This is a genomic window from Alteromonas profundi (genome assembly GCF_010500865.1).
GTDB classification, from domain to species: Bacteria; Pseudomonadota; Gammaproteobacteria; order Enterobacterales; family Alteromonadaceae; genus Alteromonas; species Alteromonas profundi.
This window is the reverse complement of sequence record NZ_JAAAWN010000002.1, coordinates 1-14,651: the sequence shown is the minus strand read 5'-3', so window position 1 is coordinate 14,651 and position 14,651 is coordinate 1. Positions and strand designations below refer to the sequence as shown.

Annotated in this window: 11 protein-coding genes and 1 pseudogene; 4 read left to right on the top strand and 8 right to left on the bottom strand. The window is 44.3% G+C overall.

Annotation, left to right across the window (positions count from 1 at the left end; all coding sequences use genetic code 11):
- Positions 1 to 183 precede the first annotated feature (183 nt).
- Complete coding sequence (locus tag GTH32_RS01645) at positions 184 to 1,197, top strand: helix-turn-helix transcriptional regulator (RefSeq protein WP_163083504.1); 1,014 nt, start codon at positions 184 to 186, stop codon at positions 1,195 to 1,197.
- A gap of 165 nt (positions 1,198 to 1,362) precedes the next feature.
- On the opposite strand, the gene GTH32_RS01640 is transcribed toward GTH32_RS01645, so the two are convergent.
- The 7 genes from GTH32_RS01640 to GTH32_RS01610 all read right to left on the bottom strand — a co-directional run bounded on the left by GTH32_RS01640 (position 1,363) and on the right by GTH32_RS01610 (position 11,160).
- Positions 1,363 to 2,442: a cell division protein FtsZ gene (locus GTH32_RS01640; protein ID WP_163083503.1), complete on the bottom strand. Its 1,080-nt coding sequence runs from the start codon at positions 2,440 to 2,442 to the stop codon at positions 1,363 to 1,365.
- 145 nt (positions 2,443 to 2,587) lie between these two features.
- Positions 2,588 to 3,400: a DUF3307 domain-containing protein gene (locus GTH32_RS01635; RefSeq protein WP_163083502.1), complete on the bottom strand. Its 813-nt coding sequence runs from the start codon at positions 3,398 to 3,400 to the stop codon at positions 2,588 to 2,590.
- A 2-nt stretch (positions 3,401 to 3,402) separates the two neighbouring features.
- Positions 3,403 to 4,041, bottom strand: a complete 639-nt coding sequence (locus tag GTH32_RS01630) for a hypothetical protein (RefSeq protein WP_163083501.1) — start codon at positions 4,039 to 4,041, stop codon at positions 3,403 to 3,405.
- A gap of 509 nt (positions 4,042 to 4,550) precedes the next feature.
- Positions 4,551 to 5,732 carry an ROK family transcriptional regulator gene (locus tag GTH32_RS01625; protein ID WP_163083500.1) on the bottom strand — a complete coding sequence of 394 codons (1,182 nt, stop codon included), beginning with the start codon at positions 5,730 to 5,732 and terminating at the stop codon, positions 4,551 to 4,553.
- A gap of 74 nt (positions 5,733 to 5,806) precedes the next feature.
- On the bottom strand, positions 5,807 to 7,036 hold the full coding sequence (locus GTH32_RS01620) for a glycerate kinase type-2 family protein (protein ID WP_163083499.1): 1,230 nt from the start codon (positions 7,034 to 7,036) through the stop codon (positions 5,807 to 5,809).
- Between the two features lie 11 nt (positions 7,037 to 7,047).
- Positions 7,048 to 8,622 (bottom strand): sodium:solute symporter family protein, encoded by a 1,575-nt coding sequence (locus GTH32_RS01615; protein WP_163083498.1) that lies wholly within the window; start codon positions 8,620 to 8,622, stop codon positions 7,048 to 7,050.
- 84 nt (positions 8,623 to 8,706) lie between these two features.
- Positions 8,707 to 11,160, bottom strand: a complete 2,454-nt coding sequence (locus GTH32_RS01610; protein WP_163083497.1) for a TonB-dependent receptor domain-containing protein — start codon at positions 11,158 to 11,160, stop codon at positions 8,707 to 8,709.
- Positions 11,161 to 11,349: 189 nt separating this feature from the next.
- Here GTH32_RS01610 and GTH32_RS01605 point away from each other — a divergent pair, with 189 nt between their 5' ends.
- Both GTH32_RS01605 and GTH32_RS01600 read left to right on the top strand, forming a co-directional pair.
- Positions 11,350 to 12,657, top strand: coding sequence for an MGH1-like glycoside hydrolase domain-containing protein (locus GTH32_RS01605; protein ID WP_246223103.1), 1,308 nt, complete (start codon positions 11,350 to 11,352; stop codon positions 12,655 to 12,657).
- Positions 12,658 to 12,673: 16 nt separating this feature from the next.
- A complete protein-coding gene (locus tag GTH32_RS01600; protein WP_163083495.1) occupies positions 12,674 to 13,903 on the top strand; it encodes an AGE family epimerase/isomerase in 1,230 nt (409 codons plus the stop codon).
- Between the two features lie 132 nt (positions 13,904 to 14,035).
- Here GTH32_RS01600 and GTH32_RS01595 read toward each other — a convergent pair whose 3' ends face one another.
- Positions 14,036 to 14,353 (bottom strand): hypothetical protein, encoded by a 318-nt coding sequence (locus GTH32_RS01595; protein ID WP_163083494.1) that lies wholly within the window; start codon positions 14,351 to 14,353, stop codon positions 14,036 to 14,038.
- Between the two features lie 195 nt (positions 14,354 to 14,548).
- Between GTH32_RS01595 and GTH32_RS19450 the strand changes: the two are divergent.
- Positions 14,549 to 14,651: pseudogene (locus tag GTH32_RS19450) on the top strand (transposase); the annotation flags it as partial.

The following is a 14,651-nucleotide window of genomic DNA, read 5'->3' as shown; positions in this document are numbered from 1 at the left end:
ATGCGTCATTCGCGTGACTGTCTAAAAACGTCCTCACATGACTGTCTAAATACGTCCTCACATGACTGTCTAAATACGCTAACGGTAACTAGAAAATTAATCGATACACTAGTGCGACAGTTTTTGTCGCACCTATTAAGTAGTATAATCTTACACCCCGACTAAGGTATTCCATAAGCCACTATGACTGCATTTCAGCGTAAACTGGATATTTTGCAATTTGTACCTGCTGCCCCGCGCAAAGTGTCAAGCCGACAAATATTTGAGAACCTTCAAAACTGTGGTCACGACAATATCGATATGCGAACAATTCAGCGTGACTTAGTTAACTTAGAGAAAGTAGGCTTATTTGGGCTGGAGGTGGATAAACGGTCTAAGCCCTATGGCTGGTTTATTAATGCTAGTTTTAAAAAACTAAACTTAAGCTTGATGGACGGCAATACCGCATTAGCGTTTAAGGTACTTGAACAATCAGGCGCAACCCTACCTAACTCAACAGTTAAAGAATTACAGCCCTATTTCATCAAAGCCGGTCAAATACTTGAACAAAATAACGACTCGTTGTTAACCCATTGGCTTAAGACGGTAACCGACGCCCATGTTTCCCAGCCCCTATTATCCCCGGAAATAGACGCGGCATCTTTTGAAAGGCTTAAGAACGCCATTTTCTTCAAAAAACAAATTTCGGCTGATATTAAACGCATTTTTAATGGCGGGAATAAGGTGGTTTGGAAGCATTACGATAGAGTTAACCCCATGGGATTAATTAAACAAGGTGGACGTCAGTTGTTTGTGTGTACTTTCGGATCGCTGCATAAAAGACGCTACGCGCTACCTTTACAATTTATAAAAAATGTCACCGTTACCGACAACGAATGCCAACAACGCTATGAAAATATTGAAGATGCTCAGTTGATCCCGTTATATCAAAAGCAGGAAATAACGCTAACCTTGTTGGTAAAAAATAATGCGTTGTTTCTTTTGCACGGCTATAAACTGGCTGAAGATCAAACTATTTGCCAATCTTCTCACCCCGATAAGTCGGTTTTAACGGCTACGGTGAGCGACACCAACAAACTGCGCGCTTTTTTGCGTGGCTTAGGCGATAACATTGAAGTTATTGAGCCACCGAAATTAAGAGCTTACTTTTGTGATTTATCGGAACGCTTATACATGGCCTACAAAACAGCCCACTAAGTAGCACTATAAGCGTACTATTTAGACTTAGCTACGCAAAATCCACTATTGTCTAATTAAATATTACTCGCTTAACTATTACTGGGCGACAGAAATTCGCGCCTGTGTTAGGCGAGTTTAGCTTACTCCCTTGTACTTAGGACAAGTATCCAGCCGTTTTTTGTTCTACCCCTTACCCTGCAGACGAACGAAGGTGGGAATATCCAAATATCCGGTATCTTTTGCACGATGCACATCTGAGGATGATAGTTTCATTGGCACAACCTTCTCTTCACTTGTATCGTGCGGATGCTGCGTAGGGATCCCTGTGGCAATAATAAGCACTTCAGCAAAATGCGGTAATTCGGGCGATACAGTTACACCGCTTATCACTAGGGCAGAAGCGCCATCAATTAATACTTGTAGCCTTGCTAACATCTCTTCGTACATGGCTAGGCTTGGTTCTTCCTGACACGAAAGTTGGACGATAACGCCTTTTGTTCCGGCAATACTTTGCGCTTCAACTAGCGGGTTTTCTAACGCATGGGTAAGGGCCTCGCACAGTGAATTATTATCCTCAGCAATACCCACCCCTAAGGCGGTATCTCCTTCAAGGGAGAGAATATGACTAAAATCGTTTATATCAACATTGATATAGCCTGTGCTGGTTAGCATAGTAATTATGGCTTCAACTATTCTATGCATTTGTGTATCGCAATGACGAAAAGCAGACAGCAAACCCACAGTTTCGTCTAATGCAGCGATAAGCGAATCGTTAGAGAGTATAAGCGTGGCATTCGCTTTTTGTTTTATCTGTTCTAGCGCGTGAAAGGCGATGTCCTTTCGCTTCCCTCCTTCTGAGTTAAACGGTAAAGTAACAAAGCACATTACGTTAATATCACTTTCTTTAGCGATATCCAGCAACACGGGCGCAGCGCCGCTACCAGTACCTCCGCCCAATCCCGCCACGATTATTATTAGCGTATCGCCTTCAATAAGCGTTCGTAATGCATCTTCACTTTGTTCAGCGGCTTCACGTGCCACAACAGGGTCGGCCCCTGCCCCAAAGCCTTTTGTGGTATTTTCGCCAATCAGCAAAACTTCGTGATTATTGCACTGTTGTAACGCCGATATATCGGTATTAATTGAGCTAAACCGTAAATTTTTATGTTGGCATATCTGTGCCATGTTAGTAATAGCGTTACCTCCGCAACCGCCTATACCAATGACGTGAATATTAATTTCCGCTTTTTCTAAATTATGCATGCAACTCCCCAACCTGTGACCGGGGTTAAGCATGCCTTATTCGTGCGGCAAAAATTGACGCATACGGGTTGACCAACTTAGCAATAGCACCTCGGCACTTACTGGTACAAAGAAGAATTACCTCTCTACAAGGGCTAAAACGTGTTTACGTAATAAACCACCGGGCGCTAAGCCCTATAGCTATAGTAATGACTACACTACTTAATGTACCTAGCAATACATATTCGGTAAGCTTTTTGTCTACGCTTTTGGTTAAATCGCCAAATCTGAAAATAGACTTGGCTGCCACTAAAAAACCTATTGCCGCGAACTGATCAACCAATACAAACGTGAGAATGAGAAGGCGCTCTAAATAACCAATTCTCTGCCCTGCCATTGCCAAGGTGTTGTGAACAGGCAGCTGCACTAATGCGTTAGATTGCGAGGTTTTACTTGGCAACTCAAGGTCTTTCGACCACGGCGATAGCAGTTGCTTTATAAATATCGAAGTGGGTTTTAGTACAATTAGGTAGGCCAACGCTGCGACAAAATGTTTATGGTTAAGCAGCAGTACTTTGTTTAATAGCGAAGACAGTTGGTCAGTAAGCAAGGCCCATAACACTATAATAACCGTTATGTGGGCAATTTGATCGAAGACAAACGCCCAGACTGTTGGTTTTGCATAGGATTTTGCTGCATCAATAACAAAGTGGCTTACTGCTATTCCAGCTGCTACCAACAATAGCGAAGGGAGTGCGATATCTGCAAAACCTAATTTCGGGTGTGCAAACGATGTGATTACCGATGTAACAAGCAGCGTAAAAAACGCCAGTGCGCCGTGCAACAGAGCGTGGTAATACAACGAGGGGGAACGCAGGTGTCGCGCGTTACGACTTTCCACCCAGGCTGTTGGCTGCAGATAGAAATCGCCCAATAGGTGAGCAATAACTAAACATACTACTGTGCCAAGTTGCTCCATGCTTATTGCTCCATTTTCGTTTCAGATGCCATATAAGCTAAGTAGTCACTGATTAAATGATATTGACTGGCATTTAAAATGCGGGTGACATTACTGCGGGTTTTGGCCAGTATTTTTGCTATGTTTTCGTGGCCTTTGTCTTTAGCACAAAGGTAAGCAAGTAGGGTTTGTGCCTGCGTTTGGGTTAATGACGTAATATGATTATCAACAAATGCCGTTAATAAACTGGCGTGTTTATTAAAGCCATCATCGTCACTGGTAAACGCTAAATACTGAGACTTAAGTTTATCTAGCGCCCTGCCCGAACGCACAAAGGCCTCGCCGTTGCCGGTTTTCACTTTATCATGGTCAAAACTTACTTCCCCAAGGCCAACACTGATGCGAACGTCGGTAGAGGGAGTCGTGGCCTTTAAAGCCAGACGGATACAAATGGCTACTTGCATAGAATATTGCGCGCTGGGTATTACTGCTTGAAAAGCGTCGCCACGAAATACGTCGAATTGGCCGTTAAAAAGTGCCACCTGTTTTTCAAGCTCACGTGTTAAAACGTGTAGTACATGGTTTAAGTCGCTTCCACTTAGGTGTTGGGAGTTCGCTATATCTCCCGTAATAACAGCCGCGTATCTCTTTGTGATGTCCATAGCATCCTTTGTTGCATATCGCGCGTGTTTCGTGCGCTTTCTATGTTCTATGCGGTACCGCTTCAATACATACATTGCCTGTATTTTTATACAGATGCAATATCCTTGGCGCCCATTTTTCAATCACCTTTCATAAGAGCGTTACGTTACTATTAGTGCTCACTTAACAAAATGTGACTCAAAACAATCACATTAACTAAAGTTACCATTAATAATCACAATAGCAACTTATTGGCGTAATTTCACGTAATTAGACTAAAGCGCCTGTGCCTGTCTTTACGTTTTTCGGCTATTAGTTGCTAGGGTAGTACGATTGTTCAACCCCTTGCGCCAATACTAGGCTGTACAATACTGTCAGATAGCGTGTTTAAAACTTGCTGAAACGCAGAGAAAGTGAGGATATCGGCACGTTTGGACAGAAAAGGGGTCAGAGTACTTTTTCAACGCTCATTACAAATAATACATTAAAAATCAGATAGATAGATAAAATGTACTCTGACCTCATTAATTTATAAAAACCATTCTCGGAAGGGGAGTGTAGCCGCACCTACTGCCACCGGGCTTCTGGTTACTTCGGCGCTGACAATTTCCGGTAACGGCCGCTTTGCACCGCGTCGAAATTGGGCATACACATCGATGCGAGGGATCACTTTCTCTGCCAACTTTGTGGGAATATGGCCCCCGATAATAATGGCCTGACTGTCTAACAAGGCAGAGCTCGCGGTGGCAACCAAATCAAAAGAGTCTTGTACTTTATATATCCATTCATCTACCCCAGGCCAATTAGGGTCAAAGTTTTCATTTAATCGGTATATAGAGGGCACATCGATACCATGTTTGGATAATATACGCTGCAACAACTGTAGGTTTGGGTGGCTATATAACTTAGCGGGTAGCATATCTCCTAATTCGCCGGCATTGCCGTGGGTGCCTCGGATCATATCGCCATTATTCACTAAACCACCGCCAAATGCGCTAGACACAAATAAATAAACGAAGTTTTTGTACCGCCGCCCTACTCCAGCAATCCCTTCTCCCGCCGCTGCACCTGTACCGTCATTTACTACCCAGGTTGGAAGCTGGAATGCCTCAGCAACCGTATCAGCTATGTTAATATCGGCCCACTCTTCAATGGCATGGTGGGTATTCATTTTTCCGTCGGTGGAACTGAAAAAGCCAGAAATCCCCACCCCCATTCCTAAAATTCGCTCTTGCGGAATAGCGTGGGTGTCTATTAGATCTTTCGCCATAGCGACGGCTTTGCGCAATACAGATTCAATACCCATATCGTCTAATTCAAGCACCCGTGTATCCACTATTTGGCCGGTAAAGTCTAGAACAGCCACTGATATAGCGTCGAGTAACACAGATAATCCAAACGAATACGCAAAAGCAGGGTTTGGCACTATTCCCGAAGCACTTTTTCCCTTTGTGGGTGCGCTCTTACTGGCCCCCACACCTTCTTTTTCGTCACTAACTTTAAGCACACCTTGCTCTATTAGGCCTTTAACAAGCCGCGACACGGTTTGTTGAGGAATTTGCGTATGCTCCGCTATTTTGCTCTGAGAGATATTCATATTCCAAAATACCTCTCGCACAATAGCACGGGGGTTATCAGGCAATAGTTTATCGCCTTTGCTAATGCTGAAAGCCGATCGTAAAAGCTGATTATTTTTAGTAGACGCAAGCATAATTAGCACTTCTTTAACGTAGGATGGCAAGGTTCAATATCGAATTATACCTTTACCATCACACAGTTACAGGTTTAAAAAACACAAATTACGCGAAAATCGTTTACGTTGGTTCGAGTAGGTCCAATAACGATGTGATCACCCAATCCGTCGAAAAACGCAAAGCTATTGTGCTGTGCAATAAGCGACTTTATATCAAGCCCTTCGCTAACTGCACGGGTTAACGTAGTGGCGTCTATATAACCTCCCGCCACTTCCTTACTGCCGTCCACGCCATCGGTATCAGCGGCGAGTGCGCATATGCCCGCTTCGCCATTTAACGTGTTAGCTAACACCATAAGGTATTCCTGATTGGGCCCTCCTTCACCTTCGGTATCGCCAAGGGTTACTGTGAGTTCGCCGCCTGAGAATAGTAAACAGCGCTCTCCCTTTGCTTTGCAATCAAGGGCAAGCTTAGCATGGCGTTTTGCCACTTCACTGGCTTCCCCCGTTTCTTCGTAACTAATTACGTGGGTTTTCCAGCCTTCTTCTTGTGCACGAGTAACCGCTACATCTATAGCGGTATTGGCATTTGCCACAATATGATAATCACCAGCAACCTTTGGTAGAGGCGGTGCATGCTCAAGGTGTTTGGTAATACTATTGGTTTCGCCAAAGCCATATTTTTGCAATATAGCAAGGGCGTCTTTCGGCGACGAGTTATCTTCTACGGTTAACCCTGATGCAATCATCGCAGGGTTGTCGCCTACCACATCAGAGATAACTAGCGAGGTATTGTTACCCTTACTGGCCGCCGCCAAACGCCCACCTTTAATTAATGATACATGCTTGCGCACGGTATTCATTTCTTCAATACTGGCGCCGCTTCTTAATAAGAATTTATGTAACCCTAGTTTTTCCTCTAACGTTACGCCCTTAGCGGGCGCACAAGCAAGGGCTGAACCACCGCCCGAGATAAGGAAAATCACCTGTTCGCCTTGAGGCACTTCGCTGGCAATATTCATTAACGTATTGGCAGCTATTACGCTATTTTCATCAGGCACCGGGTGTGAAGCGGTAAGTACGCGAATATTCCCCGTGGCCCCTTCTGCTTCATATCCATAACGGGTTACTACCGCACCGTAGGCATTGTTACCAAAATAACGATACGCTTCTTGCGCCATATCAGCGGCCGCTTTACCTGCGCCTAGAATACATACACGCTCGCTAGGCGAAAAAGCAGTAAAGTATTCGCCAAGACACGCATTAGGTTTGCTTACTTCTACCCCAGAAAGATAAAGTGACGTTAAAAAATCTCTATTCATAGCACATCCTGTTAGCTAAAAAGTGACGGTAAAATAATGCAGGTGACTACCATGATAACGAAGAACGCCATAAGCAATAAGGTGTCTTTCCACGTTAAAATTGAGTGGAAAGTTAGCTTTTGTAGCGCAACGCCTTTTGGATGATGGGTTGGCCACACAATGCTGGTAAGCGTCGCCACAAAACATGTCATTAAGAAACCAATAACATTCCACCAGAACCAAAATACTTCTGGTACAAATAACCAGACAACGATATTAGTGCCTACGCCTGCAATTAGTCCTAGGTTCACGTGACGACCTTTAAGCTTTTGACTTAATACCGCCAACAAGAAGAGCGCTAAAATAGGACCATAAAATACCGATCCCACCTTATTAATGGCCTCGATAATAGTAGGCGCTATGTTACCGGCGAACAGCGACAGAACTAAGGTAATAACACCCCAAACAAGGCCGGTAATCTTAGCCAATCGCAAGTAGTTTGAATGCTCTAAGTCTTTATTGGTAATACGACAGTAATCTTCTACCGTTACCGCAGACAAGGAGTTAATGGCAGAGCTTAACGACGACATGGCAGCTGACAATATGGCCACGATAAGCAGGCCTATTAAACCATGTGGCAAATAGTTAAGAATAAAGGTAGGCATTAACCAGTCAGGGTTGTCTGCCGGAATTTTGTCGAAGAAGTCTAAGTTCGTTAACGCGAGTGTGCCAACAATAAGACCAGAAAAGCAGTACAGTAAAGTAATTGGAAAGCGTACGATACCGTTTGCCACTATCATTTTTCGAAGGTCGTTTTCATTGCGCGCTGATAGCGCACGCTGCGCCTGCGTTTGGTCACACCCATAGTAAGATGCATATAAAACAAGACCGCCGAATAACATAGGCAAAAAGCCAAACCCATCACCGTTAAAACCCAATGAGCTAAAGTTAATTGCCACCAGACGTTCTTTGGGTACTTCTGCAATTAGCACATCTAGCCCGCCTAACGCATTAAGCCCTATAACAATACACGCGATGGTACCAAGAACAATAATCACCATTTGAATGGCATCGGCATAAACCACCGCTTTCATCCCCCCTTGAAGGGAGTAAAGCACCGTGATGATGCCGGTTAATATTACCGCTTGCCAGGCTTCAATACCCATAGTGCCTTGCAGAATAATTGACACGGCATAAATCATAATACCGGTGGCGAAAGCTCGGCTAAACTGGAACACCACACTGATCAATACTCGTGTGCCACGGCCAAAACGCTGCTCTAAATAATCATAAATACTGACCACGCCAGATTTATATAAAGTGGGTAGCACGGTACCTAGCAACAATATCATAGCGATTGGAATAGCTAACTCGTAAGAGAGCCAAATCATACCGCCCCCTTCACGAAGCCCGACGAAAGCGGGCGCAGAGATAAAGCTAATGGCAGAAAGTTGAGTAGCCATTACTGATAGCGTTAGCGGCTTCCAACCTAGCGAACGACCGCCTAAAAAGTAATCACCCTTGCTTTCTTGTTGGCGCATGGAAAAACCCATTACAAGTAAAGCACCCAAATAGCCAACCACGACAATATAATCTAGTAAATTCATATGCGGTTCTTATTATGCGTTATTAATAAAAAATGCTGATAGCACCCGAAGGAGCTATCAGCTACGGGGGAGCGTCAACATCGACTAAAAATCATACCGTACACGCAGCGTTACGCGGCGTGGTAAAATGGGGCGACCCACAAAGTAAGACTCACCCGCAGTTTGGCTATTGCCAAGACGGGGAGAACCTTCGGTAATACCATCAGAATCAAACAAATTCCATACGGCAATACTGGTACGAATACGTTCACCTTGCCCGAGTTCCCACGTGTACCCGGTATCTAAACGGAAAACGTGAAAATCGTCTAGCTCAACGGTATTCGCATCATTGGTGTAATTTTTACCATGGTAGTTGTGGTAAAAAGAGATATCCCAGTCATCTAGCGTATAACGAAGTGAGGAGTTAAACATGACTTTTGGCTTTCTACGAAGCTCGTTGCCCACCACGCTAGGGTCCGATTCATACTCAGTGAACTCATGATCGGTATAGGTGAAATTCGCATCGAAAATAAGATCATCAGTAATGTTATAGCTTCCTACTACTTCTATCCCTTGGGCCTCGGTAGATTGAAAAACCGGTACTTCTACTGCAACACCATTTTCATCGTTTACGAAATCAACCGAGCGGCGATCTTCAAGATCGGTTTTAAATAAGGCTACCGTACCAACAAAATCGTCGAAGAAAAACTTGGCGCCCAACTCGGCTTGCTTAACAATTTCGCTTTCGTACGTACCGGGTTGACCGTTCGGATCGAACGCTACGCCCCGTAGCTCAGGAAAGAAGAAGCCTCTTGAATAGTTCGCATAAACGTTAAAGTTGTCTGCCAGTTTATAAAGCGCTGCAATAGAGTAAGCAACTTCAGAGTTAGTGACATTGCCGTGCGTTAGCGCCCCATTACCGGTTACGTTTTGTTGTAGGTCGGTATAAAGTGAAGGGTCGTCGTTTACGATAACCGTTTGGCTGCCTTCGCGGGTGATAGTGCCGTCAATCTCTTCCCAGCGCAGACCCACATCAATGATCCAATCATCGCTTTGCATCTGGTCGGCAATATAAAAGGCGGTTCTACGGGCTGAGATGGTGGCGTCAGAGTAGCTAATTCCAGGGCCTGTTACCCCATTTTGGCTAACAATAATTTCGTTGTTGTCGCTATCGGTAATGGTTAAATCAACTAAGCGAGCCTTGTTGTTAAATTCGCCTAAATAGCGGGTAATAACGTTGTTATCTTCAGCTTCTGAACTTGAAAAGAACGTTCCTACCGTAATGCTATGCGAAAAATCACCTATATCAAGGTACTTCACAATGTTTAATTCAGAAGAGAAATCGTCTACCGGACGGTCTCTATCTAAAATACGGTTGGCAAATAACAAGTCACCTTCTGGTAGCACAATATCGGTACCAGCATAGGTAAATTGTGCGTCTTGTACATCACCTAAGCCTCTGTTAGCTAAATACTCACTTTGCGTTTCAGGTACGTTGATAATACCGTCACCGTCTAAAAATAAGTTAAACTGGTGATCGTAGCTGGCGTATTTGGCGCGGGCCAATACGCTAAAATCGTTGCCCAATTCTTTTTGAAATTCCATTGAGATTGAGCCGCCTCTCGTTGCCACGCCTTCTTCAATGGGGGTGGTATAGCGCCCGTTAGCGGTATCATAAGATAACCCTGAGGCGTAAAAAGTTTGGGTAGATTCAACTTCACGACCATCGTTCCCCGCCACTCTGTCACGGCTTTGTGAATCAAGAGGAATGGGTAGAAAGAACTGCACTTCATCGTCGATAGCTTGGCCATAAATAGTGAAATAGCCACTACCATCGTCAAGTTCTTTGTGTATGTTACCGCGAAGTTGATATCCTTCGGTAGGTAACCCTGTATCTATTGGGCCCTCATCATAGCGATAAAAACCAGATAACGCATAGAACATGCCTTTTTCGTTAAGCGGCCCGCTAGTGGCAAAATCAATACGCTTACGATTGTTATCAGACAGCTCTAATTGGACAGTACTTTCCGCTTCTTCGGTGCCCTTTTTGGAAAGGTAGTTGATAACACCAGCTACAGAGCCTTGGCCGAATAAGTTTGATACCCCGCCGCGAACAAATTCAACACGCTCGATGCCTAAATCGTTACGATAGTAGACATCATAAGCTGATGAATTTAAGCCAAACGCACTTAATGTAGGCGACCCATCGTATAATAAGGGCGTAAACTGAAACTGACCGGAAGAAGGTAAACCTCTTACCTGCAAGTTGGTTGCTACTTCACCGCCGCCCCCTTCTACCTTAACCCCTGGAACATAACGTAGAACGTCAGCTTGGCTGCTCATTGCAAGCTTTGCTACTTCAGCTTCACCAAGAGAGGTTGTGGACTGTGGTGTCTCAGCAATAAGACGGGCACGACTCGTTCCTGTTACTACTATTTGTTCGTAATCAACTTTTTTATTTTGGGCGCTTTCTTCATCTGCTGATTGGCTTGTGTCCTGCGCTAACGCATTACCTGCTAGTAGCGAAGAAATGGTCGTGGCTAGAAGTAGTTTGTTCACGGTGTATCTCCAATGTGTTTAGGCATTTGGTGTTGCTAACGGCTTCCCACTTTGCCGTACATCACCCATTTATAATTAACTTCACATTTACAATAAAACACATTTTTCTTACTTTCAACCCAAAATGGGTTTATTTTTTAAAATATTGTGTAATAATCGTGGTAGTTCAAACTCAATATGGGTATTAAGATGACACTAACTATGGCACTAGATGACGAACAGCTAATTGCTGATGCAAAAGCGACACTAATTAAAAACGACTTAGGTGGGTACACAGTACCTACACACGGGCTTTACCCTTTTCAATGGAATTGGGATTCAGCTATTGTGGCCCTAGGTTGGCTTCCGTTCGACGAGCCTCGCGCGTGGGAAGAAGCCACTTCATTGCTAAGCGCGCAGTGGAAAAGCGGCATGGTTCCTCACGTGGTTTTTCACAAACATTCTGATACCTATTTTCCTGGCCCGGATATTTGGGGGGTAAAAAACACCCCTGACAGCACGTCTATAACCCAACCTCCGGTGTTAGCTACTGTTATTCGCCAATTATTTGAACAAACAAAAGATAGAGTATTGGTGGACTCGCAGATTGAGCAAATTGTTAAGCAACTTATTGACTATCACTTGTGGTGGTATAAGCAACGGGACCCTGAATACACAGGATTAGTAGTAAGCTACCATCCTTGGGAGTCGGGTATGGACAACAGCCCTGCCTGGGATGAAGCGCTGCGCGCTGTACCCAAAGTGGGTTGGGAATACACCCGCCGAGATATTAATCATATTGATGCCTCTGAGCGCCCTCATAAAGAAGAGTATGACCGCTTTTTATACCTCGTCGACTTCTTCCGTAAGATGAACTTTGATGACACGCTTATTTATCAAGACTGTCCATACAGAGTGAACGATGTAAGCATAATCTCTATTTTGCATCGCGGTACTAAAGATCTTCTCGCGCTTTGCAAAGCGCTTAATATTGATAATAAACAAACCGAATACCTTGCTCACCGTATGGACTTAACCGAAGCGGCGATAGGCAAATTATGGTCGGCAGAAACAAACATGTTTCATAGCTTTGACACCCGCAGCAACAAACTGTGTTCAGCAAGAACCAATGCGGGCCTATTACCCTTGTTTGCCGGGCTAGTAAACGAAAAATTTACCCCTAAATTAATTGAGGTGCTTGACGACTGGTTACTCGATCGCCCCTTCGCTATATCGTCAACACACCATGATGATCCTTGCTATGAACCACAACGTTACTGGCGCGGACCTATTTGGCTTCATATTAATTGGATGATTGTATTAGGTTTAGAAGACTACGGTTTCTTAAAACAAGCTAAACAAGTTACCGACGCGAGCAGGAACCTTATCTACACCAGTGGTTTTAACGAGTCATTTCATGCAGAGACTGGAGCGAGAAGTGGCGGTGCTGACTTTTCGTGGACAGCCGCAATGGCACTTTATTGGCTACTGCCTAATCAAGCAGCGAACGGCGAGTAAGTGATAGGGGGAAATTATGACTTCAGTGACAACAGATAAAACGTCTGATGATATTGCGTTTTCTTCACCGGAATTTCTTAGCCAGCATATTAAAAGCATACTGGCGTTTTATGAACCTAATGTGGACGCACTATCAGGCGGGTTTCATCAAAACTTTTCCGACGATGGCAGTGTCTATGATGAAAAAACACGCCATCTGGTAAGCTCCACCCGCTTCATATTTAACTATGCCCGCGCGTATTTAAAATTTGGCGATACCCGTTATTTAAACCGTGTTGAGTCAGGCATTAAATTTCTACGGGACTATCATTTAAACCCAGAAACACAAGGCTACGCATGGGTGATAAATGTAGAAGGCGTAGACTATAGCGTTAGCGATGCTACCAACCATTGCTACGGGTTAGCCTTTGTTATGCTTGCCTATAGCTGGGCGTATCGCGCTGGGATTAGCGAAGCCAAAACGTATCTTGATGAGACGTTTACGTTAATGGACAGGCACTTTTGGGACGAAAAATACGGGCTATATAAAGACGAGTTCAACGCTGACTTCAGCGAATGCAGTAGCTATCGAGGCCAAAATGCAAACATGCACAGTTGTGAAGCATTGATAGCCGCGTATGAAGCGACCCAGGACGTGCGTTTTCTCGATCGCGCCCTTCTTCTGGCCGAAAATATTACCTTACGCCAAGCAGCGAAAGCTGATAATTGGATATGGGAACATTATACGGCTAGTTGGGAAGTAGACTGGGAATACAATAAGGACGACCCTAAAAATCTGTTTCGTCCTTGGGGTTTTCAGCCAGGTCATCATACTGAATGGTCGAAGTTGTTACTCCAGTTAAATCAATACCGCCCGTTACCGTGGTTGGTAGAGCGAGCACAAAGTCTGTTTGACTCTGTGATAGATATTAGCTGGGACAGTAAAAATGGCGGTATAGCCTATGGATTCGCCCCCGATAGCAGCATATGTGATAACGAGAAGTACTTTTGGGTGCAGGCCGAAAGTTTTGCCTGTGCGGCACGTTTAGCAATTGTTACGGAAGACGCGAAATATTGGCAATGGTACAACCGTATTTGGCAGTATGCTTGGGCGCATTTTGTCGATCACACATACGGTGCCTGGTTTAGAATTCTAGCGCCCGACAATGGCAAACTAGAAACCACCAAAAGCCCCGTAGGGAAAACCGATTATCATACAATGGGCGCCTGTTACGATGTAATGGATGCACTCGCCTTCAAAAGCTAACCCTTTGGCAGCCGACACATTTATTCGCGGACCAATCACTGCCTACTTTCGTTGTGCTCTTAGCGTATTTATTGACAATACGTATAGGGCACAGCGCTTACACCTTGGCATATGCTCATCCACAGATGCCGCTTAGGCTATCGCTTTAAAGTGCCCAAGGTATGCTTCATAAATTGAAGGCTTGGATTCTTTTAACGCTAAAAAACCCTCTGTAATAGCATTCATAGTAGGTAAGTTTAGTGCGTCTATTGAACTTATTGTTTTTAGCAAATAACTATTCATACCCTGCGTTTGTACCGCTTGGAAAAGTTGCCGTTTTATTCGTATTAGCCTGAAAACACAGGGGTAATAATACTCATCGAAACTATCCGGCACACATGAGCGACTGTTACAACAAAGCGTATAAATCTCGCCTAATAACCTTAGCAGAAAATCAATATCTGCGTTCATTTCCAGCGCATGCACAGTGTATAGCTTGTGTGGTACCTAACCAAGACAGGCATAAAACACGGTGGTACCTAACCAAGACGGTACCTAACCAAGACAGGCATAAAGCAGGGCAGAAAAACTGTACTTCAGTACACTTTCTTTAACCTTGTTAGCTATTCACACTGTTAAAGAAGTAAATTAACGTTTGAACGCCCCATGCCTAAAGCCAGAAAGTCGCAAATTAGTTTATTGGATACACCGTATTATCACTGCGTTTCGCGCTGTGTACGCCGCGCGTTTTTATGTGGAGAGGAAAACG